Origin of the sequence: Faecalibacterium prausnitzii, from assembly GCF_003287495.1 — a bacterium.
Taxonomy (GTDB): Bacteria; Bacillota; Clostridia; order Oscillospirales; family Ruminococcaceae; genus Faecalibacterium; species Faecalibacterium prausnitzii_I.
The window spans coordinates 54,967-80,659 of the sequence record NZ_PRLE01000004.1; the positions used below are offsets into that span (position 1 = coordinate 54,967).

At 61.2% G+C, this 25,693-nt stretch carries 20 protein-coding genes and 1 other annotated feature; of the genes, 6 read left to right on the top strand and 14 right to left on the bottom strand.

Translation table 11 applies throughout. The annotated features are described in order from the left end of the window. Nucleotides 1-177 precede the first annotated feature (177 nt). The 9 genes from C4N22_RS08165 to C4N22_RS08205 all read right to left on the bottom strand — a co-directional run bounded on the left by C4N22_RS08165 (nucleotide 178) and on the right by C4N22_RS08205 (nucleotide 12,284). A complete protein-coding gene (locus tag C4N22_RS08165; RefSeq protein WP_431602983.1) occupies nucleotides 178-1,197 on the bottom strand; it encodes a N4-gp56 family major capsid protein in 1,020 nt (339 codons plus the stop codon). A gap of 129 nt (nucleotides 1,198-1,326) precedes the next feature. After that, entirely contained in the window at nucleotides 1,327-2,304 is a 978-nt protein-coding gene (locus C4N22_RS08170; RefSeq protein WP_112148605.1) for a ribosomal-processing cysteine protease Prp, read from the bottom strand. Next, nucleotides 2,301-4,040 (bottom strand): portal protein, encoded by a 1,740-nt coding sequence (locus C4N22_RS08175; RefSeq protein WP_112148606.1) that lies wholly within the window; start codon nucleotides 4,038-4,040, stop codon nucleotides 2,301-2,303. The genes C4N22_RS08170 and C4N22_RS08175 overlap by 4 nt, the downstream gene beginning before the upstream one ends. A gap of 267 nt (nucleotides 4,041-4,307) precedes the next feature. Continuing rightward, complete coding sequence (locus C4N22_RS08180) at nucleotides 4,308-5,753, bottom strand: phage terminase large subunit (RefSeq protein WP_112116040.1); 1,446 nt, start codon at nucleotides 5,751-5,753, stop codon at nucleotides 4,308-4,310. Continuing rightward, entirely contained in the window at nucleotides 5,750-6,046 is a 297-nt protein-coding gene (locus C4N22_RS08185; protein WP_022256667.1) for a hypothetical protein, read from the bottom strand. Before C4N22_RS08185 ends, C4N22_RS08180 begins: the two co-directional genes overlap by 4 nt. 240 nt (nucleotides 6,047-6,286) lie before the next feature. After that, the gene (locus C4N22_RS08190) at nucleotides 6,287-9,040 is read right to left on the bottom strand and encodes an insulinase family protein (RefSeq protein WP_112148607.1); all 2,754 of its coding nucleotides are present in this window, start codon (nucleotides 9,038-9,040) and stop codon (nucleotides 6,287-6,289) included. A gap of 115 nt (nucleotides 9,041-9,155) precedes the next feature. Further along, the gene (locus tag C4N22_RS08195) at nucleotides 9,156-10,427 is read right to left on the bottom strand and encodes an MFS transporter (RefSeq protein WP_112148608.1); all 1,272 of its coding nucleotides are present in this window, start codon (nucleotides 10,425-10,427) and stop codon (nucleotides 9,156-9,158) included. 10 nt (nucleotides 10,428-10,437) lie between these two features. Beyond that, nucleotides 10,438-11,235, bottom strand: coding sequence for a zinc dependent phospholipase C family protein (locus C4N22_RS08200; protein ID WP_112148609.1), 798 nt, complete (start codon nucleotides 11,233-11,235; stop codon nucleotides 10,438-10,440). Between the two features lie 26 nt (nucleotides 11,236-11,261). Next, entirely contained in the window at nucleotides 11,262-12,284 is a 1,023-nt protein-coding gene (locus tag C4N22_RS08205) for an NAD(P)H-dependent glycerol-3-phosphate dehydrogenase (protein WP_278320615.1), read from the bottom strand. A gap of 350 nt (nucleotides 12,285-12,634) precedes the next feature. Here C4N22_RS08205 and C4N22_RS08210 point away from each other — a divergent pair, with 350 nt between their 5' ends. From C4N22_RS08210 to C4N22_RS08220, 3 genes are read left to right on the top strand one after another with little or no spacing between them, the layout of a single operon-like run. Next, a complete protein-coding gene (locus C4N22_RS08210; protein WP_112148610.1) occupies nucleotides 12,635-13,318 on the top strand; it encodes an amino acid ABC transporter permease in 684 nt (227 codons plus the stop codon). 16 nt (nucleotides 13,319-13,334) lie between these two features. Next, on the top strand, nucleotides 13,335-14,147 hold the full coding sequence (locus C4N22_RS08215; protein WP_022256673.1) for an amino acid ABC transporter ATP-binding protein: 813 nt from the start codon (nucleotides 13,335-13,337) through the stop codon (nucleotides 14,145-14,147). Between the two features lie 13 nt (nucleotides 14,148-14,160). Next, the gene (locus C4N22_RS08220) at nucleotides 14,161-15,015 is read left to right on the top strand and encodes a transporter substrate-binding domain-containing protein (protein ID WP_112148611.1); all 855 of its coding nucleotides are present in this window, start codon (nucleotides 14,161-14,163) and stop codon (nucleotides 15,013-15,015) included. A 58-nt stretch (nucleotides 15,016-15,073) separates the two neighbouring features. Here the strand turns inward: C4N22_RS08220 and C4N22_RS08225 are convergent, their stop codons facing one another. The 4 genes from C4N22_RS08225 to dusB all read right to left on the bottom strand — a co-directional run bounded on the left by C4N22_RS08225 (nucleotide 15,074) and on the right by dusB (nucleotide 20,946). Then, on the bottom strand, nucleotides 15,074-16,900 hold the full coding sequence (locus C4N22_RS08225; RefSeq protein ID WP_112148612.1) for an HD-GYP domain-containing protein: 1,827 nt from the start codon (nucleotides 16,898-16,900) through the stop codon (nucleotides 15,074-15,076). A gap of 288 nt (nucleotides 16,901-17,188) precedes the next feature. Continuing rightward, complete coding sequence (locus C4N22_RS08230; RefSeq protein ID WP_022256676.1) at nucleotides 17,189-17,383, bottom strand: DUF3873 family protein; 195 nt, start codon at nucleotides 17,381-17,383, stop codon at nucleotides 17,189-17,191. Between the two features lie 143 nt (nucleotides 17,384-17,526). Next, nucleotides 17,527-19,911 carry a YfhO family protein gene (locus C4N22_RS08235; RefSeq protein ID WP_112148613.1) on the bottom strand — a complete coding sequence of 795 codons (2,385 nt, stop codon included), beginning with the start codon at nucleotides 19,909-19,911 and terminating at the stop codon, nucleotides 17,527-17,529. Between the two features lie 18 nt (nucleotides 19,912-19,929). Beyond that, nucleotides 19,930-20,946 (bottom strand): tRNA dihydrouridine synthase DusB, encoded by a 1,017-nt coding sequence (gene dusB, locus C4N22_RS08240; RefSeq protein ID WP_022256678.1) that lies wholly within the window; start codon nucleotides 20,944-20,946, stop codon nucleotides 19,930-19,932. A 135-nt stretch (nucleotides 20,947-21,081) separates the two neighbouring features. Between dusB and C4N22_RS08245 the strand changes: the two genes are divergently transcribed. Next, nucleotides 21,082-22,218 carry an aldo/keto reductase gene (locus C4N22_RS08245; RefSeq protein WP_112148614.1) on the top strand — a complete coding sequence of 379 codons (1,137 nt, stop codon included), beginning with the start codon at nucleotides 21,082-21,084 and terminating at the stop codon, nucleotides 22,216-22,218. A gap of 66 nt (nucleotides 22,219-22,284) precedes the next feature. Here the strand turns inward: C4N22_RS08245 and C4N22_RS08250 are convergent, their stop codons facing one another. Next, the gene (locus tag C4N22_RS08250; protein WP_022256680.1) at nucleotides 22,285-22,944 is read right to left on the bottom strand and encodes a GntR family transcriptional regulator; all 660 of its coding nucleotides are present in this window, start codon (nucleotides 22,942-22,944) and stop codon (nucleotides 22,285-22,287) included. Between the two features lie 323 nt (nucleotides 22,945-23,267). Between C4N22_RS08250 and C4N22_RS08255 the strand changes: the two genes are divergently transcribed. Both C4N22_RS08255 and asnB read left to right on the top strand, forming a co-directional pair. Then, a complete protein-coding gene (locus tag C4N22_RS08255) occupies nucleotides 23,268-23,753 on the top strand; it encodes a Fur family transcriptional regulator (RefSeq protein ID WP_112148615.1) in 486 nt (161 codons plus the stop codon). Between the two features lie 14 nt (nucleotides 23,754-23,767). Further along, nucleotides 23,768-24,031, top strand: a binding site (T-box leader). 73 nt (nucleotides 24,032-24,104) lie between these two features. Beyond that, on the top strand, nucleotides 24,105-25,679 hold the full coding sequence (gene asnB, locus C4N22_RS08260) for an asparagine synthase B (protein ID WP_112148616.1): 1,575 nt from the start codon (nucleotides 24,105-24,107) through the stop codon (nucleotides 25,677-25,679). The last annotated feature ends 14 nt before the right edge of the window (nucleotides 25,680-25,693 follow it).

The following is a 25,693-nucleotide window of genomic DNA, read 5'->3' on the forward strand; positions in this document are numbered from 1 at the left end:
CGGCCTGCCAAGGGCCATCCTCCCTCTGTCGCTTGCAGCGCCATCTCCCTCCGGCCGGAGGGAGTCTTTCCTGCTAGGAAAGACTCCCCCGGCCGGGGGAGGTGGCACGCAAGTGCCGAAAGGGGAACGGCTGTCGAGCGATCGCGAGACTGAGAGGTCCTGCCGGGCCAGCACTCTTTAGTTCGCCGTCACCATGCCGGAGTAGCTGGACACACTCTCAATGCGCACCATGTACTGCTCCACCAGACGCTCCGCCGCGCGCATTCCTTTCCAGCCCACGGAGGCGCGCTGGTTCAGCGGGTCGTCGCCGTAGCCCAGCTGCTTGACGATGTGCTCCAGGCCGCCGCCCTCCAGCTCGGTCACGCCGTAGGCGTGGGCACCCAGCACCAGCGTGCCAAAGACAGCCAGACCCGCGGGGCAGGTCTCATCCCGCCAGATCTTGGCCTCGCTGGTCTCCACGAAGCGGATGTTGCCCAGCTTGCCGATCTCGCCGCGGTACATGGTATCCGGGTCGGCGTACTTGTGCACCTCCACAAACTCCTTGCTGGTCTTCAGGTCGTAGGCCGCATAGGGGTGGATGATGGCAATGTAGCTGTCACCGATGGGGTCCGCGTTCATGGCCCCCAGCTGTGCCGCGGCCCGGAAGAAGATCTTCGGGGTCAGGGTGCAGGTCTTGTCCAGCGCCTTGCGGCTGTTCACGGCCGTCTCGGTACCGTCCTCCGCCACCTTGGGCACATAGAGGACATTGGTGCCGCCTGCCAGCACGTCGCGGGTGATGCTGTCCATGGTGCGGCCCGCCTGGCTGGCCAGCACGCGGGTGGCCTGCACCACATTGTTGTCAATGGCCGTCATCTGGAGCACATCGGTCAGCGGGGTCCAGCCGCCATACTGGTGCAGGTCGCTGGTGATCGTGGTCACGTTCAGGGTCTGGCCATTGGGGGTCACGCCCTCCGTCAGAGGCGTGGAGGCCTTGGGCAGGCTGTCGTACTTGCGGAATTCAATGGTCTTACCGCCGTTCTGGGGCACGGGATAGTAGTCCGCAAACTGGTCATGCACAAGGCGGGGCTCTGCCTGGTCGATGAGGCGCTTCTCGTAAAAGGTCTTCATCTCCTTGGTCATGGTGGCCGTGGTGTTGTTCAGGCTGGCCGACGCATCCGCAAACCGCTGGAGATCGATCTTCATTTCGTAGTTTTTCATGCTGTTTGTCCTTTCTGTATCCGTAAAATGCTTTTTAAAAGAGGAAATTTCCTCTTACATTGATTCTTGGCTCCCCTAATCGGGGAGCTCCGCAAGGCGCTGGCGAAGCCAGACCGCAGCGGTGAGAGGTTAAAACTTGATTTGCACCCCGTGCAGCGCCTGCCGCTCCAGCGCTTCCCGCTGGGCCCGGGTCATGCTGGCCACGTCCGCTCTGGTCACCGCCGCGCTGCCGGGGCGGGTGCCGTTTTCCGCCGGGCGGGAGGCCCGCTGCCGGATCCGCTCCACCACCCCCTGCTCCACGGTCCGGGCCGTCTGGCGCAGGGCATCGCTGTAATGGGCAAGACGGTAGGCATCCCCCAGCCGCATCCCGGGCAGCTGCATCAGGCGGCGCATCTCCGGGTCCCGCAGCTCTGCTTTCAGGGAGAAGCCCGGCACGTCCCGGCGCAGCAGGGCTTCCTCCGCCGCCCACTGGGCGTGCAGCTGCTCCACAAAACCACGGCCCGGTGCGGGCAGACGGGGCGGCAGGCGTGTTTCCGGCACTTCCGGTGCTGTGGGCTCTGCCGCCGGTTCCGGCTGCTCTGTTTCCCCGGCTTCTTCTGCCACTGCTTCCCGCGGCGGCTGCGCCGGGGCCTCTGCCTCCGCTGCTTTCATCGTGCCCGACGCAATGGCCTGCTGCTGTTGGGCGCGGCTCAGCGCCGGAGCAGAAGCAGGCGGTGGGGCGGCACCGCCCTCCCCCTCCGCAAACAGCTGCAGGTCCACCATGCACTGCTCCCCGCGGCCGCTCAGGTCCGCAAAGCGCACGTTGTCCGGGTAGCGCTCTGCCAGCAGGGCAAAACCTGCCTTGGCAAATTCAAACGCTCCCTCCACCCAGGGCTTCCGCGGGGCAGCCGCTGTCACGGCCAGGCGCGGGCCCTCCGGCTCGTCCCAGGCATCGCTTTTGGCACTTTCCTCCCCGGCCAGCAGATAGACCAGCGTCTGCATCAGGGTGCTTGCCCCGGCGCACACGATGTCCTGCCCGGCCGGGGCATAGCCCGCATGGCCCGCCGCTTCCAGCCGGAGGGTCGGGCCGCTGGGGCCGTCCAGTTCGGTATAGGTCACTTTGATCATGAAACCGCTCCTTTCATCGCTCTTGCCTCTGCCGCCGTGCTCAGGTTCTCTCCCGGGCCGCTCAGGGGCCCTTGTTTCAACTGCACCAGCTGGCTCTGCAGCTGCTCCAGCCGCTGGGCCAGCGTGCCGTTCTGGCGCACCCGCTGGCGGACTTTTTCAATGCCCTCAAAATCCATCATTTCCAGCGCCGCCAATGCAGCGTCCGCGTTCCGCGGGGCAAAGAACCCCAGCTGGTAGCACTCTTTTGCCGTCTCATTCTGGGAGAGGCGGCTGAACGTTGATTTCTTCTCCGCGCTGACCACGATATCAAAAATGGGCTCCCGGCTGCCCAGCTCCACACCGCCCACACCGGGCAGGGCCTGTGCCCGGAGCGCCACGCCGGAAAAGTGCACGAACTCGCTCCTGCCCGTCTCCCCGATGATCCGGAAAACGCGCTCCTCGTCGTAGAACTGCCGCATCAGGTCCATGATGAGGTAGCATTCTTTGGCAAAGGCCCGGTAAGCGCTCTTGAGCATATCACGGGAGAGCTTGCTGCCCGCCTCCTGCAGCGCCGCAATGGCCGAAGCCGCCGTCACGCCGCCCGCGGTGCCGCCCTGGGTCATGTCCCGGTTGCCGCTGATCTCTTTCAGCTCCTCAATGCGGCTGTTGCGGTAGCTCAGGCTGTTGCCCTGCAGGCCGGTGGTCTGTAAGGGCCGGAAACTGTCGTCTCCCAGCCGCCCCACCACATGCACGATGTCCCGGGAGAAGTCCGCCAGCTCTTCCTCGTTCACCCCCGCCGCGTCGCTCAGCACATACCGCTGTTTGGAGGAGAGCAGGACGTTCTCGTCCATGGCGTGGTTCATCCGGTCAATGGCGGTCTGGCACTCTTTCATCACGTCGATGTACCCAAAACCCGCCGGGCTGTCCTCCTCCACAAACAGCGGGTCAAACACAAACGGATACTGGCCGTGGTCGTAAAAACCGCGTCCGGCGTATTCCGGGTCGTTCTCGCTGGCGTAGAGCACCACCCCGTTGCAGAACTTGCAGTAGTGGAGCACCCGGCGGCCCTCCGCGTTCCGCTTTTTGTAGTACCAGTCCACCACCACGCTCTTGCCGTTGGTGTCCAGCCCGCCGTCGTGGAGGTAGTGGGGCACCTCCAGCGCGCTGGTGCTGTGGCCCTCCAACTGAGGCCAGCGCTCGGTCAGCTGGTCCGTATCTTCCAGGCTCAGGGAGAAAAAGTTGGGTGACGCCTGGATATCGTCCACGCCCGGCTCCCAGTAGAGCATCAGCAGGTTCATGGGCCGCACCGTGATCTCGCCCACACCGCCCCGCTGTTCCGGGTCCCAGAACACCCCCTTGACGCCGGTGCCCTGCTTGAGCTTGCGCCACCAGGTGTCGCTGTACACCTGCTCATAGTCCGCCTGTTCCAGCACCACAGGCAGCACGCTGGAAAGCACCCGCGCGGTCTGCTCATCGTCCGGGGCCCGGGGCAGTACATTGGGGGCCGGGTAGTTGTCCATGGCGTCGGCATGCTTGTTGGCAATGGAGTTGAACAACCACCCGCTGGACGGCTGAGGCTTGCCCTCCATCATGGGGTTCTGGTAATTTTTCCAGTGCCCCATCCGAAACCACAGCTCGTTGTCCACCAGCCGTTGGTCCAGCGCCGCCTTGCCGACCTTGTACTTCTGCAAGATCTGCTCTGCCCGCGCCACCTCCTCCGCCCCGATGGGCGGCTTGTCGGTCCATAGCTCTGTCATTTGTACCTCCGTTTCTAAAATTGTTTTTCTTTGTTACCATCCTTGCCCTCTCCGTCATTGCTTCGCAATGCCACCTTGCCCCCTTCTGGCACTTTCGTGCCACCTCCCCCGGCCGGGGGAGTCTTTCAAAGTGAGAGGCTTTGGCAGTTCGTAAAGTTCCCTCAAAACGCTATGCGTCTATATAAAACGAAACCTCTTTGCCAAGGGCTCTCCCTTTGGGAGAGCTGGATGACGTCAGGCGGCCTGAGAGGGCTAGCCCGCTGCCCTTTATACCCTATAAACCCTCGCCCTTTTGTGCAGCTCCAGCGGGTCATCCCGGAGGGGCGGCACCGTCTTCTGCCGGGGCGGCGCGATGGGATGTTCCATCAGCACATAGCGGCACTCGTCGTAAATGTGGTCTTCCTGCCGGGTGTCGATGTCCTCCACATTGCTCTCGTCGTACACCAGGTTCGGGATGGTCCGGATGAAATGCCGACAGGTGCTGAACACCTGAAACATCGGCCTGCCCTCCCCGTCAAAGGCCAGCCGGTAGTGGAACTGCATCTTGCCCGCCAGCCGGGTGTGGTCGCCGGGCCGCCAGTGCAGGAAATTGGGCGCCCGCTCCATCATCGCCGCGATGCTCTCGCCCCGGCTCTCGTCAAAGATGGCAGGATCCGCGATGCCCTGAATGACCCGCCCCCGGAGCAGCGGGTCGTTCTGCTCCACTTCCCGGATTTGTCTTGCCTGCTCCACCGGGTCGATGCGCAGGCCCTCGTTGGGGCGTCCGGTGCAGCCGTACAGCTCCTTGACGCGGTAGAGCCGCCCCTCTTCGTCCGCCGCGTACCATCCCACCGAGAACGGCTTGGAGAAACCGAAATCGTAACCCCGGTAAATTTTCCAGTGCTTCGGGATGGCAAACGGCGCAATGACATGGGTCCAGCGCTGGTCGTCGTAGTGGGCCGGGTCGTTCCGCCACTCGGTGAACACCTGCCCCTGAAAGCTGTCCCAGCTGCCGTAGAGCAGGGCCTGCTTTTCCGCTTCCGGCAGGCTGGCCAGAGCCGCCAGATAATCCGGGTCGTTTTCCAGCAGGGCCGGGTTATCGAACACGCTGGACGGGATGAACACCCGCGCCCGTTTCAGTTTTTTCTCCGTGCCATCCGGCATCCGCACCGGGTATTCTTCCACGATGGGCGTACCGGGCGGGGCCGGTGTGATAAACCGGGCCTTGACCCAGCCGTGCCCCACCCCGCCGGGGTTGGTGGTGGCCCGGAGATACACCCGGGTGCCCGGGCCGGTAGGGCGGTTGCGGCTCATCAGGTAGCTGTACTCTTCCCATTCAAAGTGGGTAAGCTCATCAAAGCCGATAAAATCAAAGGCCTTGCCCTGATAGTTCGTCCGGTCTTTGGTGTATTGCAGGGAGCCAAAATAAATCTTCGCCCCGCTGGGGAACACCCACACATGGCTGGTGGCGTTGTACTGCGCCCCGGGGAATGCCCGGCGGTAGTACAGCTGGCTTTTGTCCACAAGGTCGGTCAATTGCGGGTAAGTCTTGCGGAGGATGAGGGCCCGGTAGTGCGGGATGTGCACCTGCCGCAGCGCCTCGATCACCAGCGCGTCGCTCTTGCCGCCGCCTGCCGCCCCGCCGTAGAGGGCTTCCGGCTCCGGCCGCCGCATAAATTCCAGCTGCCTCGGCTGGGGCCGCCAGACCACGGCGGCTCTTTTTGGTTCACTCATGCTTCCTCCACCGACGGCAGCAGCACCACGCCGCAGACCGTGCCCTCAGCCTCTACGCCCTGCTCGTTCAGCGCCCTCGCCACCGCGGCCAGGTCTTTTAAAACAGCGGTGGCTTCTTTCAGTCCCTTGAAGCTGCCGGGGTCTGCCGGGCCGTCTTTGTCCGCTGCCTTTCTGGCCGTTTTCTGCCGGGCGTTCAGCTCCCGGACTTCCTGCGCCAGCAAGGTACTCAGGGTGTCGGTGGCCCGCTGTAAGCTTTCCATGCTCTTACTGGCGGGCTGTTTTGTCTGCCCCATCCTGGATTCTTCACTTCCTTTCCTGTTTGGCTTGGCAACAGGATACCATAGCGTTCCGCCCCCCAACAGTGCACATTTTTCAGATACTTTTTGCTTATTTTTGATTCGATTATCCAAATTGTATAATAAAGGCATATAAAAATCTCCCTGCCTGTGTTCTTTTTCACAAGCAGGGAGGTTTCATGCTGTAATTCTTTTACAAAAGCCGCTTAAAAATCGCGCATTCTTTCCGAGGTGCTCTTACAGCGTCTCCACCCGGTCAAACAGGCCCTTGGCGGCTTCCACAGCGTCCTTGCTGCCAAACGCCACCCGGACGCTCTTTGCCATCTGCCGGGGCAGAGCGGCGGCCTGGGCTTTCAGGGTGTCGGCGTCCACGGCGCAGAGGGCGGCACGGTCGGCCGCTGCCATCCCGTCCGTGATGCCGCAGAAATACCGGCGGTCCAGCTCCTTGGCCTGGGCGTAAGGCTTGCGGGGCGTGTCGAGCTTTGCCACCGTGCCCACGATGAACTCGTTCATGTCCTTTTCGGTGTAGTCCCGTGCGGCCAGGTCTGCCGGGCCCTTGGCAAAGGTGTCATAGCTCTCGGTCAGGTGCGGGTCACGGTAGGTGTAGAGGTACTCCACGCCATCCTGGGTCAGCATCCCGGTGCCGTACGCGCCGCCCACCTCGCGGATCTGGTGCCACAGATACTCGTAGCTCATCACCCGGGCCAGCACCTTGCGGGCAGCGCACCGCTCCATGGGCCAGACCAGCAGGTCGTAGTTCACGCCGCCGTCAATGATGAACGCCTCGTTCACCGGGGCCGTCAGCTCCTCGGTGTAGGCACAGGCCGTGCCCCGCTCCGCCTCTGCAAAGGCGCTGCCCGGCAGCAGCTTCCGCAGGGTGTCCAGCCCGGCCTCACTGCCATGGAAGCTCACGGTCAGCTGGGCGTGGTGCAGGAGCTTCTCCCGCAGGGCCTCAAATTTGGCCCCCACAGCGGCCCAGTCGGCCTTTTCCAGCAGCTCGCACAGGAAATGATACGCCGTCACGCCGCTCACCCGCTCGGTCAGGGCGTTCTCCACGGTAAAGTGTGCCCCGGCGCGGACGGCCGCATAGCTGTTGCCCTGCTGGATGAACTGCTGTTCCATGTTCAGCTTCTGCTGGCTCAGCACCCGGGCATAAGCGGCCTCGGCGCCTGGCCCGGTCAGCCGGGTCTCGTACAGCCACTCGCCGCCCAGCTCCACGGCCTTTTCCAGGCTCCGCTCCAGCAGGCTCATGCTCAGGGTCAGCTTGGTGTGGCAGGGGCTGCCCGCCTGCCGTCCGGTCCAGATGCTCAGGGCCACGCTGCTGTTGCCCAGCCAGGTGCCGCGCAGGGTGTTCAGCTCCCGGGCCGTGTGGCGCGGGGTGTCCAGCTCGTCCAGCACGTCGGTCAGCAGATCGAGATACTGCATTTCTTCCGGTGTCAGGCTGCCCAGGTCGTAGTAGAAATTCAGGTAGGTGCTGCCCGCCGAGGGGTGGTGCAGCAGGGTAGCTCCGGCCAGCTGCTCTTCCCCGCCCGCGGCGCTCTTTTCCCCGCTGCCAAGATCGGCCACGGTCAGCGGGTGCTCCAGCACCAGCTTGCCGTCCACACGGGCGGCCTGTGCCTCTTCCTCTTTCTTGGGCAGGGTCGGCACCTGGGTCACCTGCACCGGCTCTGCCGCAAACAGGTCTTTCAGCAAAGCATCGAACCAGCCCTCGGCCAGTTTCTCCCGCAGGGAGGCAAACAGGCTGTTGGTGTGCAGCAGCATGGCCGGGTCGCCGGTGTGCAGCCAGCCCGTGGCCGCGTTGATGGCGTCCAGCACACCGTCCGGGATGCTGCCCGGCCGCTCCAGCGAAGCAAACTCCGCCGCGTTCAGAGCGGCCAGCAGCAGGTCTTCCGGGATGCCCTCAGCCAGGATGTCGTCCACGGCTTTCCGCACGCCCGCGGCAAACCGGGCCGCCGTATCCTCGGTGGCACCGCGCAGCACCAGCTCCAGCGTGGGCTGTAACGTGCTGTCGTCAAACCCGATGTCGATGTCCGCGCCCAGCTTCTCGTTCAGCAGGGCCGCTTTCAGCGGGGCCTGATTGGAGCCCAGCAGCGCGTCCAGCAGGATCTCCACGCCCAGCTGCCGCTCCCGGTCTGCAAAGGCTCCGGTATACCAGGCCAGAGCGCACTGCACCTCGTCGGCCTCCGGCTTCTCGGTGTAGTAGGGGATCTTCACCTGCACGCCCGGCTGCTCGTCCTGCATCGTCAGGCGGGGGCGGCTGGTGCCCTTGGGCATCCTGCTCAGGTAGGCCTCGTCGAGGAATGCCAGCGCCTCCCCCATGTTCAGGTTTCCGTACAGGGTGATGCAGCAGTTGTCCGCGCTGTAGTGGCGGTGGTACACCCGCTTGTACTTCTCATAGGTCAGCGCCGGGATGGAAGCCGGGTCGCCGCCCGAGACAAAGCCGTAGGCCGTATCCGGGAACATGGCCCGCTCCAGCGCGTTCTGCAGCTGGGCGTCCGGGGAAGCCAGAGCGCCCTGCATCTCGTTGTAGACCACGCCGCTCACGGTGCCGTCCTCGCCCCGGTGCCAGCCCTCCTGCTCAAACACGGCCTTGTCCACCATGGCCAGCGGGCAGAACACCGCGTTGAGGTACACGTCCATCAGGTTCTTGAAATCCGTCTCGTTGGGCGTCGCAAAGGGGTAAACGGTCTTGTCCGGGAACGTCATCGCATTGAGGAACGACGCCATGCTGCTCTTGAGCAGCTGCAAAAACGGCGATTTGACCGGGTACTTCTCACTGCCCGCCAGCACCGAGTGTTCCAGGATATGGAACACTCCCGTGTCATCGGACGGGAATGTCCCGAACCCGATGCCAAAGCCCTTGTTATGATCGTCATTTTCCACCAGCAGCACCGACGCCCCGCTGACATCATGGGTCAGCACCGTCAGGGTGCCGTGCTGCTCCGGGCAGTCTTCCTGCTTTACCAGAGTGTAACCGGGATATTGCTTCATCGCTGTTTCTCCTTTGGTTTTTATTTTTTTGCCTTTATTGTATCATTCTTCCGGGTAAAACACAACAAACCAAAAACGGCAGCCTCCCGCTCCCGGGAAGCTGCCGCTCTGTCTTTTAATTTACGCTGTCGGTAATGACCCCCGCTTTGCACGACACCCTGAACAGCACAAAGCCCACCACGAACAGCACGATGAGGGAACCGACGCCCACATTGGCGCTGCCGGTCAGCTGGCTGCCCACGCTGACGATCATGGTGCCCAGGAACGAGGCCCCCTTGCCGCAGATGTCAAACAGGCCGAAGTATTCGCCGGATTTTTCCGGCGGGATGATTTTGGCAAAGTGGGAGCGGCTGAGGGCCTGCACGCCGCCCTGGAACATGCCCACGATGACGGCCAGCACCCAGAACTGCCACTGCCGAGTCAGGAAGAACGCAAACACCGCAATGCCCGCGTAGGCCGCGATGCAGACCGGGATGAGGGCCGTGGACGGGTACTTCGAGGACAGCCGCCCGAAGATGAGCGCTGACGGGAACGCCACGATCTGGGTCAGCAGCAGGGCCAGCAGCAGACCCGTGGTATCCAGCCCCAGTGCCGTGCCATAGGCCGTGGCCATATCAATGATGGTATACACGCCGTCGATGTAGCAGAAGAACGCCAGCAGGAACCAGAACACCTGTTTATCTTCCGGCAGGTGGCGGATGGTGTGCCCGATGCGGGCAAAGCTCTGGCGGATGGCGTGCCGCTCCACCTCCACATAGTGCAGCTGTTTGTATTGGTTCAGCAGCGGCAGCGTGGTCAGCAGCCACCAGAACGCCGTGATCAGCAGCGCCAGATCCAGTGCTTTCATCTGGCTGATGCCCAGCTTGTCCGCCCCCAGCACAAGGCCCAAACAGGCCACGAACGGCACACAGCTGCCAATGTAGCCCCATGCATAGCCTTTGGAGGAGACTTCGTCCATCCGTTCCGGGCTCGTCACATCGCTCAGCATGGAATCGTAATAGACAAGGCTGCCCGAGAAGCCCACCTTGGCAATGACAAAGATGACGAGGAACGGCAGCCAGGCGGACATCTTGCCCATGGCAATGCAGCCCACGATGCCCACCCAGACGCAGAGTATAAAAATGGGCTTTTTGAAGCCTTTCGTGTCCGCCAGAGTGCCCAGGATCGGGCTGAGGATCGCCGTGATGATGGTCACCACCGAGGTGGCGTAGCCCCAGTAGGCCAGATACTCCACCGACGACAGCCCGCCCGCGGCGGCCAGCGCGTTGAAGAAAATCGGAATGAGGGTGGCCACCATCAGCACAAAGGCCGAGTTGCCCACGTCGTACAGGATCCACGCGCGCTCCAGTTTGGTCAGCCGGAACCGCTGCTTGCTCTCTTTTTCCATATTGCCCCTCTCAGTTTTCCCCAAAGGTGTGCTGGTATGCTTGATCCAGCGGTGCCCCGGTCTGCAGTGTGTCGCGGTATTCCAAAATCAGCCGCTCGGCCAGCGGCAGGGCTTTCTGGTACAGCGCATCCAGCTGCTCACAGCTCTCCGCACAGGCGGGGTTGGGCTGCGGGTTTGCCACCAGCCCGTGCAGGCCCTCGTACCTGCCCACGGCTTTCATGCCTGTCAGCACCACCCAGCGCTTGGCCGGGCTGGAGGCCAGCAGCAGCTTGTGCACGGCCACCATCCCTTTCATGGCGTCGTAAGCCTGCAAAATGGTGATGCCCTGATAGAACGGCGCGATCACTTTCGCCCGCTCCATACTGGGGTGGATGTGGCTGGCTGTCAAAAAATGCAGCGGGTCTTTGCCATCCCGGCGGAGGAGCATGTTGTCAAACTCTGTTTCAATTTCGCAGTGGCTCACGCCGCTGTCCCGGACATCCTGCTCCACGCGGGGGTGGCAGGTGGAGTCCAGCGCAAAATGGCAGAGGAAGCCCAGCGCGTAGGCCAGCGCGGCGTCTCTATTTTTCGCTGTGTTCACCACGCCCCGGGCCCGCTCGAAGAAAACCGCTCCCGGCTGCTCGTGCATGGCGTTGCCCAACGCGCTCACCGGGGTAGATTTTGCCGCGTGGTAGTAGAACAGCAGGTCCGGCCCGTGCAGACCGATGTCATACAGCTCCCGGTAAGGAGCAATTTTTTCCTGCAATTCCGCGGGCAGGCGTTCCAGAACATCCGCGCCAAAGCGTCGGTGTGCATAGGTGGATGGCATAACAAAGGCCTCCTTTATTTTACAGCTTACAGCTGCGGCAGCTCGTTTTTCAGGCCGCGGTCCATCAGGGCGCGGACGGCCTCGGCAGCGCTCATGCCGTGGTTGACGATGGCGTCCACCGTCTGCACGATGGGCATTTCCACCTGATATTTTTCGGCCAGTTCCAGCGCGGCGGGCAGGGCGTTCATGCCCTCCACCACCATGCCGACCTCTTTCACGGCCTCCGCCGGGCTCTTGCCCTTGCCAATGAGGATGCCCGCCCGGTTGTTCCGGCTGTGCATACTGGTGGCAGTAACGATGAGGTCTCCGATGCCGGCCAGGCCCGCAAAGGTGTGGACATTGCAGCCCATGGCCACGCCCAGCCGGGCGATCTCCGCAATGCCGCGGGTGATGAGGGCGGCGCGGGCGTTGTCGCCGTAGCCCAGGCCCGTGGAGATGCCCACGCCCAGCGCGATGACGTTCTTCATGGCACCGCTCAGCTCCACGCCCTTGATATCCGGGTTGGTGTAAACGCGCATACAGGTGTTGTTGAACACCTCCTGCACATACCGGGCGGCCTCCTCGTCCGGGCTGGCCGAGACGATGGTGGTGGGCAGGTCAACCGCCACTTCCTCCGCGTGGGTGGGGCCGGAAAGCGCCACCAGACGCACGCCCTTGGGGCCGCCCTCTTTGCCCAGCTCGTCGGCCAGGATCTCCGTCATGGTCATCAGGGTGTCGGGCTCCACGCCCTTGGCCACATCCACGATGATCTGCCCGTCGGCCACATAGGGCCGGGCTTTGGCCGCCGTGCCCCGCACGAAGACGGACGGCACGGCAAACATCAAAATATCCTTGTCCGTGCACACTTCCTCCATGCTCTTGGTAAATTTCAGCTCCTGCGGGATCTTCATCCCCGGCAGGTTGGGGTGGACGCGGGTGGTGGAGAGGTTGTCGATCTCCTGCCCCAGCGCCGACCACACCAGCACATCGTTTCCGCTCACGCACAGCATCCGTGCCAGAGCCATGCCCCAGGTGCCTGCACCCAGGATGCCAATTTTCCGTTTTGTCACGTTCTTGTCCTCCGTGTCCGCGCGCCGGGCAGAGCGCCCGTTCGCGCGGCAGTTTCTATGCAAAAAATAGTTCCGATATTTTAGTGTTCTACACCCAAGCCCATTTTACACGAAAGGCTGTATCCCGTCAACTCTCTGGCAGGCTGCACAAAGTCCGGTGGTGTTTTTCAGCGGTTTTGTCTATCGTATGCGATTTCATAACTACCAATTGCATCCATCGGAAATTCATGTTATAGTATTCTGGTAGGTTTTGTAGGTTTTTTCAAAAACCCCTTGACTTCAACGCAGGTTTATCCTGTATACTCTGCTTCATCGTCACATTTTCTTTCAAAGAGGATTTCAAAAAGCTTATGTTTGAGTCATTCCTTGCCAACCGCACCGTCGGCGTGCTGTGGGAGGCCCTGCCCCGTATCTTATCAGCGGGCCTCACCATGACCATCCCCCTCACGCTGATCTCGTTCTCCCTCGCCATGGTCATTGCCGTGGCGGTGGCTCTGGTACAGTATGCCCATGTGCCGGTGCTGCGTCAGATCGCCCGGTTTTACATCTGGGTGGTACGCGGTACCCCGCTGCTGGTGCAGCTGTTCATCATCTTTTACGGCCTGCCCAGCGTGGGCATCATGCTGGACGCGTTCCCGGCTGCCGTCATTGCCTTTGCGTTCAATGAGGGTGCTTACTGCGCCGAGACCATGCGCGGCGCGCTGGAAAGCGTGCCCCAGGGCCAGCTGGAGGCCGGTTCCTGCGTGGGCATGACCTGGGCCCAGATCATGCGCCGCATCGTGCTGCCGCAGGCCCTGCGCACCGCCGTGCCCGCCCTCTCCAACTCCCTCATCGGCATGATCAAGGACACCTCGCTGGCGTCCAACATCACGGTGGCGGAGCTGTTCATGGCAGGCCAGCGGGTGGCCGCCCGCACCTATATCTTCCTGCCCATCTACTGCGAGGTCGCCGTGGTCTACCTGCTGTTCTGCACCGTCATCACCAAGCTGCAGAGCCTGCTGGAGCGCCAGCTGAACGCCCGCGGCTTCCAGTGAGAAAGGAGTGGAGCGTATGGCCATGTTAGAAGTGCGGGATCTCCGCAAATCGTTTTATACTTACGCAAAACCCGGCCTGCAGGCCGGCATCTTCCACAAGCCCGGGGCCCGCAAGGTAGTCAGCCAGCTGGATGTCCTCAAGGGCGTGGACCTCACCGTCAACAAGGGCGATGTCGTCGCCATCCTGGGCCCCAGCGGCTCGGGCAAGACCACGTTCCTGCGCTGCCTCAACTTTTTGGAAACAACCGACAGCGGCACCCTGATCTTTGACGGCGAGCAGTTTGACCTGGGTAAGATCACCAAGGCCGACATTGCCCGCCTGCGCAAAAAGACGGCGTTCGTCTTCCAGAATTACAATCTTTTCCGGAACAAGACCGCCCTGCAGAACGTCACCGAGGGCCTTGTCATCGCCCGCAAGATGCCCAAAGCCCAGGCCGACGCCATCGGGATGAAGATGCTGGAAAAAGTCGGCCTGGCCGACCGAGCCGATTCCTACCCCCGCCAGCTCTCCGGCGGCCAGCAGCAGCGGGTGGCCATTGCCCGGGCTCTTGCCACCGACCCGGAAATTCTTTATTTTGATGAGCCCACCTCCGCCCTGGACCCGGAGCTGACCGGTGAGGTGCTGGCCGTTATGCGGCAGCTGGCCGAAGAGGGCATGACCATGCTGGTGGTCACCCATGAGATGGGCTTTGCCCGCGGCGTCTCCTCCAAGACGGTCTTCATGGAAAACGGCGTGGTGGTGGAGGCCTCTCCCTCGCAGGAGTTCTTCGCCCACCCCAAAGAAGAACGCACCAGAGAATTTTTACGCAAAATTGAACATACGAACTGAAAGGAATCCAACCATGAAAAGAAGAACCTTTATCTCCCTGATGAGCGTGATGGCAGCGGCAGGCGTGCTGAGCCTGAGCGGCTGCTCTTCCTCCCATAACACCGCGGCTTCCACCGCTGGCACTGCCGCCTCCAGTGCTGCCTCCGCGGGCGGCGACCTGCTCTCCACCATCCAGAACCGCGGCACCCTCATCGTGGCGCTGGAGGGCGCATGGCAGCCCTGGAGCTTCCACGACGCGGACGACACGCTGGTGGGCTACGACGTGGAAGTCTCCCGCGCCATTGCCGAGAAGCTGGGCGTGGAGCCGGAATATGTGGAGAGCGATTGGGACAGCCTGTTTGCCGGCATGGACGCTGGCCGTTATGACATGGTCTGCAACGGCGTGGAGGTCACCGAGGAACGCTCCAAGACCTACGATTTCACCACGCCTTACGGCTATATCCACACCGCGCTCGCCGTCAAGAAAGACAACGACAGCATTACCAGCTTTGAGGACCTGGACGGCAAGACCACGGCCAACAGCCTGGCCTCCACCTACATGGAGCTGGCCGAGAGCTACGGCGCTACCGTGCAGGGCATCGACACGCTGGAAGAGACCATCCAGCTGCTGACGGCAGGCCGCATCGACGCTACCCTGAACGCCGACGTCTCGTTCTACGATTACCTCAATGTCCATCCGGACGCGGACTTCAAGCTGGTGGCATTCACGGAGGAAGCTTCCCACGTTGCCATCCCTCTGCGCAAAGGCGACGAGACCGCCACCCTGCTGGAGGCCATCAACAGCGCCATTGAGGAGCTGCGTGCCGATGGCACTCTCTCCGAGCTGGGTGAGAAATACTTCGGCCAGGATATTTCTTCCGAGAACTGATTTTTTGATTTTGACAGCACAAAAGGCAGCCGCGTTCGCGGCTGCCTTTTTTCGCGCGTTAAATCGTCTCGCGGTACACTTCCAGATACACGCTCTGGCGGGACTCGTACAGTTTGCGCCGAAACTCGGTGCAGAAATCCGGGTCGTCGAACAGCTCCACCACCGCCGGGGCGTAGCGGCTGCCCTTTTGGGCCCACAGCTCCTCGATCAGCTTTTCCAGCGGCTTTGCCGCTGTGTAGCACCGCCCGATGTTGTCGGTGGCCGCGTCCAGAGAGTCGGCCACGGTCAGGGCGTCCACAATGGGCTTCATGTTCTTCGGGCAGGGCGGCTGATCTTTCGGGTAGCCTCCCTGGCCGTCATAATACGTATGATGGTAGAGTGCCGCCAGCGCCAGGTCGTCTTTGTGGCCGATCTTGCACAGCAGCTCATAGCCAAACGCCGCGTGCCACTGCACGCAGACAAATTCCTCATCCAGCAGGCGGCGGGAGTTGTTGCCCACATACATGGTCACCATGCTCTTGCCAATGTCGTGGTACACGCCACATTCATAGGCCATCACACAGAGTTCCTCCGCGTGCTGCCGCACCGCTTCCACGGTATCGTACCCCATGGTGCCCACCATGGCCTCCGGCTTCTTCCACAGCAGCCGCCGGACAAAAAAGCGGGTCAGGTTGGCCACCATCAAAGAGTGGACATAGGTCGGCTTGTGGGCCGCCAGCATGTACACCAGCATGTTTTTGCGGTAGGGCCGCTCCGCGCCTGCCTGCATCTCCACCAGTTCCCGCACCGCGTTGCTGGCCACACGGGGATACTGGTTCACAGGCAGATCGTTCAGGTAGCTCACGCTCTTGCTGAACACTTTTTCCAGCCGGTAGGCGTACTGGGGCTTTTCCTCCGGCGGAAGCGCGGCCTCATAATAAAACAGGGAGGAGAGGCTGGTCAGATTGTTGTTGATGCCCGTAGGCGAGTAGTCTTTCGGGTCCGCCTTTTCAATGGCCTCCAACAGCACGTCCACCACTTCGCGGACCGGGCAGCGCCCGGCGTGGTAACGGGCCATCGCGTAAAAATAGCCCAGCCGCCAGTTCTGCAGCCGCTCGTCGTCCGTCTGGTTCTTCGCCTGCTCCCGGTGGATATACTCCGCCGATTCCAGCACCTTTTCCGCGATCTCCGGGTCCTTAAAATCCCGCAGGTAAGCCAGCAGGGTCATCCGATCCGCGTGCATGGCATACTCAAATTTATCCCAGGGGATGGAGGGGTCCAGCTTGCGGTAATAGGGCGAGCGGATGACCCCCATGGCCTTGTCGAACACTTCCATGTAAGCTTCGCAGTCGGCATGGCTGTGGCGGGACATGGCCATCCGGCTGTTGCCCAGGCACCGGATGATATAGCTCTTGGTCTCCAGGTCAAATCCCTCGTACCGGGCCATGTAGGAGGCTCCCTCCTGGAAGTATCCCCGCACCTGTTTGCCCAGGGGATTGATGCTGGAATCATCGCTCCGGACATTCATGTAATGCATGGTCACGCCGGCCCAGTACAGCTCCCGGATGATGGCCCGGTCGTCCTGTTTCAGGCGGGCGTAGTCCAGCAGCAGGGCGTGGATCTTATAGGCAATGCCGCAGTCCTCGCTGTTGGCGTAGTTGAACAGCTTGCCCGCGAACTCGGAAAGGCCCGCGGCTTCCTCCTCCGTCAGGTTTTCCGCCCGGCGGGAAAAGATCACTTCGTCCAGGATGGCATTGCTCTGCTGCATCAGCGTGTAGGACTCCGCCGCGTTCTGCTTGATCTCTTCCAGCAGGTCGGCGTCTTTCATTCCGGCGTGGACTTCCGGGCGCACGAGGGCACGGACCCGGCGCAGGTTTTCAATGTACCGCGTATACCGTTCGTCCATTCCCGGAAGCCCCCTTTCTGTGGTGCTGAAATCGTTTGCCTGCGTTGTTTTTTAAATTTTGACAAATTTTCACAATATCGCATTTTATTATACCCGGAATCAAAAATGTTGTCAATTCCCCCCATCTAATATTATTTTCACCCGGAACAATGGCCCACAATTTTGCCAGATTTTCACTTTTCTTTTTTGTCTGGATCGCTGTTTTTCTCCCACATACAAAAAGAGAGCCACTTCCGCCCGTGCAGCGGCTGCAGCTCTCTTTGCAAAATATCCTTTTGTTGCCGTGGGTCAGTTGCGGTAGCAGCGATCCTGGGTCACAAGCCAGTCCTCGCAGCGGCTCTGGGCCTCCTCCACACTGCGGCTCACACAGTGGAAAAACGCCCCCTGCAGCGAGCGGTAGGAGTAGCTTACTTTGGGCACGCCGTTTGCATCCTTGATCTTCTCACAGCGTTCCTGTCCGGGCATCAGATAACATTGTTCCATGTTGCACTCTCCTCACAGTATTTCGCGGCCTGCCGCAAACAGACTTATTTTATCACGTTTGGGCTGCGGAGGCTATGCGCTCTTTTACCAAAAAGAACGCGGGATTTTGTGGGAGAATGCGTATTGACATTTTTTGTGCTTTGTTACGCGGTTTTCCGTTTCTTCCGATCCCACCAGAAACCGCAGTAGACTGCAAAGACCGGGATGGCCGCCAGCGTCACAGTCCGGCTCAGGGAGTAGCCATCGGCCTGGTAGACAAAATCAACGCGGTTGGTCCCTGCCGGACAGAGCACCGCCATCAGGCCCTCGTCCACTTCCACGATGTCGGCCTGCTCCCCGTTGACATAGGCCGTAAAGCCATCGTCATAGGGCACCGAGAAGAAGACAAGGTTTTCCCGGGTCAGGTCGATCTCGGCATGGAAGCCGGAATTCGTCATTGTAAACACCCGGCTGGCCGTGGCCCGGCGGGCATCACAGTCCTCCACGTAGGTGTCATAGTAGAGGTCGTTCAGCCGTTCCTCGGGCAGGGGTTGCAGGTACTCGCTGTAGGTTTCGGCATCCTCGTCTTTCAGCACCAGCGCCCGCATCAGCAGGTTGGAGCGGGTGGTCTTGATGGTGTTCTCGTACTGGCTCTCGGTCAGGTAGTAATCGTAGGTGAACCCCATGGGGACGTAATTCTCGTTCTCATACAGCAGGTAGCCGTCCCGGGTGTCGTAGTAGCTCCAGCCCTCGTCGGCCTCCGCGAGGAAATCCTCCTGATGTTTCCGCGTGGTCAGCAGATATTTCACGCTCAGCAGCCCCCGCAGGGCGTAGTTGGAGAGCTCCGGCTCGCTCCGCACGTCCCGCTTGACGCCCAGTGCCGGGTAAAAGCTCAGGATGCTGGGGGCTGCCGTGCTGCCAAAGTATTGCAGGCAGCTCTTATCCAGCCAGAGGCCCAGGTTATCGTGGGTCTTGTAGGTGTCAACGCGCCAGTCACCTGCGGGGAGGTCTTCTTTCAGCTTGAGGGCATTGGTGTACTCCTCCACCAGGTCGCTGTCGGTGTTCCACTGGCCGAACTTGCCAATGCCGATGTGCACCACGCTGAACGCGCAGGCAAAGGCCAGCGTGGCCGCCAGCAGCCGCCGGGCAAACACTTTCTGCCCCCGCCAGCGCCCGCAGAGAAAGCGGTACACCAGCAGCCCGCCCAGACCAAAGGCGAACACCGCCGCAAACTGGCCGGGGTTCTGCAGCACGCCAAGGCTCCAGCTCCCGCTCTCCGTGTCCTGCACCGGCACCACGGCAAAGGCCAGGGTGGCCACCATCAGCCAGCCAATGCCCCGGGCCGGGGCATCCAGGTCGGTGTCCGGCGCTTCCAGCGCGCAGGCCGTCATGGCGCAGAGGATGAGCACCGGCATATAATACCAGCGGGCATAGTAGCTGGAGTTGAGGGCATAGAACGCGCTGTTGAGGACGGGCACCAGCGCAAACACGGCGCAGGTGGCCACGATCCGCTTTTTGCTGTCCCCTTTCCGGGCCCGCCAGTAGGCCATGGCACCGGCCAGGCTGCACAGGGGCAGGTAGGCGGACATGCTGGTCCACTTGATGACGCCCTCGGACCAGATGGAGGTCATATAGGGCGAATCCGGCGGCAGGATCCAGCTGACCAGAATGGCCAGATACTGCTGGACCTTGGAATAGGTCAAAAAGCCCCAGCCGGAGGAGAGGTCGATGGTGCGGGGGTTCTGCAGCACTGAGAGCACCGCCGGCCAGAGCAGGATAAAGCCCAGCGCCACGCCCAGCAGGCTTTCAAACGCCAGACGCGCAAAGAGCTTCGGCGTCAGCTTCACATCCCCGGCGCTGACTTTGCAGACAAAGTAGATGACCAGGAAGAGCACCTGCCCCACAAAGAAGAAATAGTTGTTGAGCAGGTTGAGCGCCACCCAGAACGCAAAGGGCCCGTGGCGGTGCTCATACATTGCTTCGTCCAGCGCGGCCAGCATCCAGGGGAAGAGGGCCACCACGTCAATGAAGTGGTTGAAGAAGATGTTGTAGACCGAAAAGCCGGAAAACGTATACAGGCAGGCACCCAGCACCGCAAAATTCGCGTTCTGCACATAGCGGCGCAGGTAGCGGTACGCGCCGCCGCCCGCCACGGCAAACTTGAGCACCAGCAGCGGCACCATCAGGTAGGGCAGCCACTGCTGCGGGAAGAGCAGCGAGAACCAGAAAAACGGCGAGCCGTACAGGTAGAACGAATAGGCGTTCATGGCACCGCTGCCCAGGTCGGTGGCCCAGGAGAACGTATTGGACGCCGCCCCGGCCAGCGGGCTGTCCGGGTAGCCCAGCCCCTTGACAAAGCCGTTCATATACCGGTAAAAGCTGATCTGCTGGCTGTTGAAATCGCCGGCATAGTGGAAAAAGCCGCCGTCCAGAATGTAGAACGGCAGGAAGAACAGCGCCGCCGTCAGGGCGCACAGCCCCACTGTCAGCCAGAAGCGGTCACGCTGACGCCCCGGCAGGCGGAGACGGCGAGAAGTGAGAGAATCCATGGTAAGGGCCTTCTTTCTTTACGGGAACGGGATCTCCCGGTTATCATCTGCATCCGCAGCTCTCCGCTGCTGGTCAAACACGGCCTCGATGAGGGTGTCGATGTCTTCCAGATGGCTCAGCTCGCAGCAGTACCGCCGCAGGGCCGAAGCACCTTTCAGGCCTTTCATATAGTGCATGGTCTGGGCCCGGGCCTGGGGCATGGCGACAAATTCACCTTTCTGCTCCACCATCTCTTCCACCTGGCGGCGGAGGGCGTTCATCCGGGCCTGTAAATTTGGCTCTTTAGGGGCGGGCAGCCCCTCGATGGCCGCGTTCACCCGCTCAAACAGCCAGGGGTCGCCCAGCGCCGCCCGGGCGATCATCACGCCGTCGCAGCCGGTCTCCCGCATCATGGTCAGGGCGTCTTCCGCCGTGTGGATGTCGCCGTTGCCCAGCACCGGGACATGGACGGCCTCTTTCACTTTCCGGACAATGCTCCGATCGATGCCCGGGGTATACATCTGCTCCCGGGTCCGGGCATGGACAGCCACCAGCACCGCCCCCGCCTGCTCGCAGGCTTTGGCGCACTCCACGGCCGTGATGTGGTCGGCATCCCAGCCCTTGCGCATCTTGACCGTGACGGGGCGGGAGGTGTTTTGCACCACCTGCTCCACGATCCTGCCGCAGACGTCCGGGTCCAGCATCAGTTTGCTGCCCGCGCCGCCGGACACGATCTTGGGGGCCGGACAGCCCATGTTGATGTCCAGGAAATCGAATTGGTACTGCTCAATGGCCGCCGCGGCCTGCCCCATGATCTCGGGCACCTCGCCAAAGATCTGCACGCCGTAGGGGGCCCCGTTGGGCTCCGCCTTGAGCAGGCTGACCGTTTTGTGGTCACCGTACACCAGTGCCCGGCTGGACACCATCTCGCTGACGGTAAAGCCCGCGCCGTGCTCTGCCATCAGGCGGCGGCAGGGGGCATCCGTGAAGCCCGCCATGGGGCCGAACACTGCCTTGTGGGGCAGCGTGATATTGCCAAGTTTCAAAGGTTCCATTGTCTTCCTCGTATTTCAAATTGATTTGCTGCAGGTTGCGCTGCATCCTATTGTATCATATTTTTTTGCCTTATGGTATACTTGCTGCAGGAGGAACGGCGGGCCGTGCCAAAATTCCCGCCGTAAAAGAGAGCTATGGAATATCGCAGCTGGAAAAACGCCCCGGTCCGCACCTCGCTGCTGGGCTATGGGTGTATGCGCTTTCCCACCACACCGGAGGGCAGGATCGACGAGCCCCGGGCCGAAGCCCTGCTCAACGCCGCCCGGGACGCGGGCGTCAACTACTTTGACACCGCCTACCCCTACCACGGCGGTGAGAGCGAGCCCTTTGTAGGCCGGGTCATTGCCAAATGGCCCCGGGAAAGTTTTTACCTGGCCACCAAACTGCCCCTGTGGCAGTGCAAGAGCCTGGACGAGGCCAAGCGCATCTTTGCCGACCAGCAAAAACGGCTGGGCGTGTACTATTTTGATTTTTACCTGATGCACTCCCTGCACAAGGCCCGCTACGACGAGGCCAAGGCCCTGGGCATCGTGGACTGGCTCTGGGAGCAGAAAGCCGCCGGCACCATCCGCAGCCTGGGCTTCTCCTGCCACGATCATTCGGCGGGCTTTGAGCACATCCTGCGGGATCAGCCCTGGGATTTCTGCCAGCTGCAATACAACTATCTGGACACGGATGACCGCGCCGAGGAGATCTCCGGTGACCGCGGCTACCAGCTGACCGAGGAACTGGGCGTCCCCCTCATCATCATGGAGCCCATCAAGGGCGGCACCCTGGCCACCCTGCCCCCGGACGCCGAAGCTCCCCTCAAGGCCCTGCGCCCGGAGGCCAGCGCCGCTTCCTGGGCACTGCGCTGGGTGGGCAGCCACCAGAATGTCCATGTCATCCTTTCCGGCATGAGCGCGGAAGACCAGCTGGAAGATAATCTCAAAACGTTGGAGCATTTTGAGCCGCTTTCCCCCGAAGAAGCGCAGGCCGTGGAAAAGACCGCTGCCATCCTGCACAGCCGGATCAAGATCGGCTGCACCGGCTGCCGCTACTGTATGCCCTGCCCCATGGGCGTGGACATCCCGGACAACTTCAGCATCTGGAACAAGCTTTCCATGTTCGGCCAGAAAGACGCCATCAAAAAGCAGTGGGCGGCCCACTTCCCGGACGCCGAAAAAGCCAGCCACTGCGCGCGCTGCGGCAAGTGTGAGGGCGTCTGCCCCCAGAAACTGCCCATCCGCGCCTCGCTGGCCCAGCTGCAGCAAGAGCTGGACGCGCTCTGATTTTTGCCCCATACGAAAAGGACGCCTGACTTATGCCGTCAGGCGTCCTTTTTTGCTTGCTTCCAGTTACCACAGCCGGATGACCTTGATCACGCCCTCGGCTTTGTCACGGGCGATCTCCAGGTGCTTCTGCAAAGCATCGGCGGCGGTGTTCCAGTCGCCCTTGGTAGCGGCATCCAGAATTTCCAGATGCTCTTCACAGGTCTGCTCCCGGTTGATCATGCTCACCTTGCCGGTCATGATGCGGAAACGGGTGTTCAGGCCGGTGATGCGGTCGTAGGCCGAGCGCAGATACTTGTTGGGCAGGGTGCTCATCAGCAGCTCGTGGAAATCATCGTCCGCTTTGCAGAAATCATCAATGCGGTCCGGGTTATGCATCAACTCGGTAAACGCGGCCAGCTCCTCCTGCGGGATCTCGCTGCCATAAGTACGCAGGGCATAGGGCTCCACCAGCAGACGCATCTCAAACATGCTGTGCACGTCTTCTTCGGTGATCCCGGACACCATCAGGCCCTTTTTGGGCAGGATGGTGATGAGGCCCTCCTGCTCCAGCCGGCCCAGCGCGTCCCGCATGGGGGTGCGGCTGATGTTGCCCATCTCGGCGCAGAGCTTCTGCTCGTTGAGAAACTCGTTGGGACGGTACTCGCAGTTCAGGATTTTGGTTTTCAGGTACTGGTACGCCTGAAGTTTCAAGCTCAGCTTTGCCTGGGATTCCATCTCTTTCATCATCTTCTCCTATATCTCCGGGGATCTTTCAAGCAAAAATACCCCGCCCACCCACAACGTTCCAACCGGAAGCAGCGCTCTGGGTACGGCAGGTTGTATCCCTGAAACAATCCAACGAATCTGTTCTTCTTATTATCACACAAGGTATCATTTATTACAAGACTTTTCGCAAAACTTTGGTGCGTTTTCCGTTTTGACCAGATATATTGTCTCTGTTTTGAGTATTTTGACAAACGTTTTTGTGCTTGTCACCAGTTTCGCGCTCTTGTTTTGCATCCATGTGTAAATTGTGGTACACTACCCGGTAGAAAGAAGGTTTTTGCATGGCACGAAGCGACGGCTACAACACCAAAACACGCCAGCTCATCCTGGATTATCTCATCAATAACCGCCAGCACGCAGTCAGCGCGTCCAACATTCTGGCCCACCTGGAAGAGCAGGGCGCGGCCCCCAACCCCACCACGGTCTACCGCTATCTGGATAAACTGGCCGGGGAGCAGCGGGTGATGAAATACGTGGCGGACAAGGGCGAAAAAGCCGTGTTCCAGTATGTGGACGAGGGCCGCCACTGCCGGGAGCACCTGCACCTGAAGTGCGTGCGGTGCGGCCGCATCTACCACCTGGACTGCCATTTCATGGATGAGGTGCGGAGCCACCTGATGGCGGAGCACGGCTTTACCCTGCAGTGCGAGGGCAGCGTTTTGTACGGTTTGTGCCGCAGCTGCGCCGCAAAGGAAGCCGAAACCGTTCACCCTGCACAAACCGAAAAAAATTGTGAATCCCCGATTGACACGGCAGAAAAGCCGTGATACAATTCGGTCAAGAAAAAGCGTTGACCGGGAAAAGTAAGGTCCACGCGGCCCTCTTCCAGAGAGCGCGGGCAGGTGCAAGCCGCGCAGAGAGCCGGACCTGAACGAACCCCCGTGAGCTTCCCCCTGAACCCGCCTCGGGCGCGTAGTAGGGGCAGACGTGCGCCGCTCGTTATCGCGGCAGTGCTTTCAACGGGGAGAGCGCACAAAAGTGACTGGCGCCCCTGTGCGCCGGTAATTTAGGTGGCACCACGGATACGGCAGCATTCGTCCTAGCAAATGGGATGATTGCTGCCGTATTTTTTGTTTGGTTTGATTTGTTTCAGAGGGGTAAGAAGTATGTGTTGTGTTATGGGTTACACGGGGCACGACCTGAGTGCCGCCAAATTCAAAGAATACCTGCTGCGCACCGTGACGCGCGGCCCGGACGATCAGCGCGTGGTGGAAGGGCCTTTCGGCCTGATGGGCTTTGGCCGCCTTGCCATCATGGGCCTGACGCCGGAGGGAATGCAGCCGTTCTACCGCGGGGCCGACTGCGTGGTCTGCAACGGTGAGCTGTACGGCTTCCGGTTCGAGAAAGAGATCCTGAAGCGCCGGGGCTACAAATTCGCCTCCGACTGTGACTGCGAGATCCTGCTGCCGCTCTATTATGAGTATGGCCTCGACATGTTCCGCCACATGGACTCCGAGTTTGCTCTGATTCTGTACGATTCCCGCAAGGATCGTCTGATCGCGGCCCGCGACCCCATCGGCATCCGGCCGCTGTTCTACGGCTACTCCAAGTCCAGCCACCAGATCGCGTTCGCCTCCGAGATGCAGAACCTCATTGGCTGGTGCGACGACATCCGCCCGTTCCCCATTGGCAGTTACTACTGCGATGGCCGCTTTGTCCGGTATGAGGACATCGCCGACGTGCCGGCCCCCATGGAGGACGACATGCCCACCATCCTGAAAAACATCCGCGAAAAGCTCATTGCGGGCGTGGAGAAGCGGCTGGACGCCGATGCCCCGGTGGGCTTCCTGCTCTCCGGCGGCCTCGATTCCTCGCTGGTCTGCTCCATTGCGGCCAAAAAGCTGGGCAAGCCCATCCAGACGTTTGCCATCGGCATGGACACCGACGCCATCGACCTGAAATATGCCCGCCAGACCGCAGAGTATCTGGGCAGCGAGCACCATGAGATCATCATTAACCGGGACATGGTCATCAACAGCCTGGAAGAAGTCATCCGGCTGCTGGGCACCTGGGATATCACCACCATCCGCGCCAGCATGGGCATGTACCTGCTGTGCAAGGCCATCCACGAGCAGACCGACGTCCGCGTGCTGCTGACGGGTGAAATTTCCGATGAACTGTTCGGCTACAAATACACCGATTACGCCCCCACCGCCGACGCGTTCCAGCAGGAGAGCCAGAAGCGCATCCGGGAGCTGTACATGTATGACGTTCTCCGCGCCGACCGCTGCATCTCCGCCAACAGCATCGAGGCCCGTGTGCCGTTCGGCGACCTGGACTTCGTCCGCTACGTCATGGCCATTGACCCCGAAAAGAAGCTGAACAGCTACGGCAAGGGCAAATACCTGCTCCGCAAGGCCTTTGAGGGGGACTGGCTGCCCCCGGAGATCCTGTGGCGTGAAAAGGCCGCGTTCTCCGACGCCGTGGGCCACAGCATGGTGGACGATATCAAAGAGTATGCCGAGGGCCTGTACACCGATGAGGAGTTCCAGCTCCGCCGGGCCAACTATTCCGCCCACTGTATGCCGTTCACGAAAGAGAGCCTGCTCTACCGCGAGATCTTCGAGAAATACTACTACGACCAGAGCCGCACCATCGTGGGCTTCTGGATGCCCAACAAGGCATGGCCCAACTGCAACGTCAACGACCCCTCTGCCCGCGTGCTGGCAAACTACGGCGCTTCGGGCGTGTAAGGAAGGAAACAAAC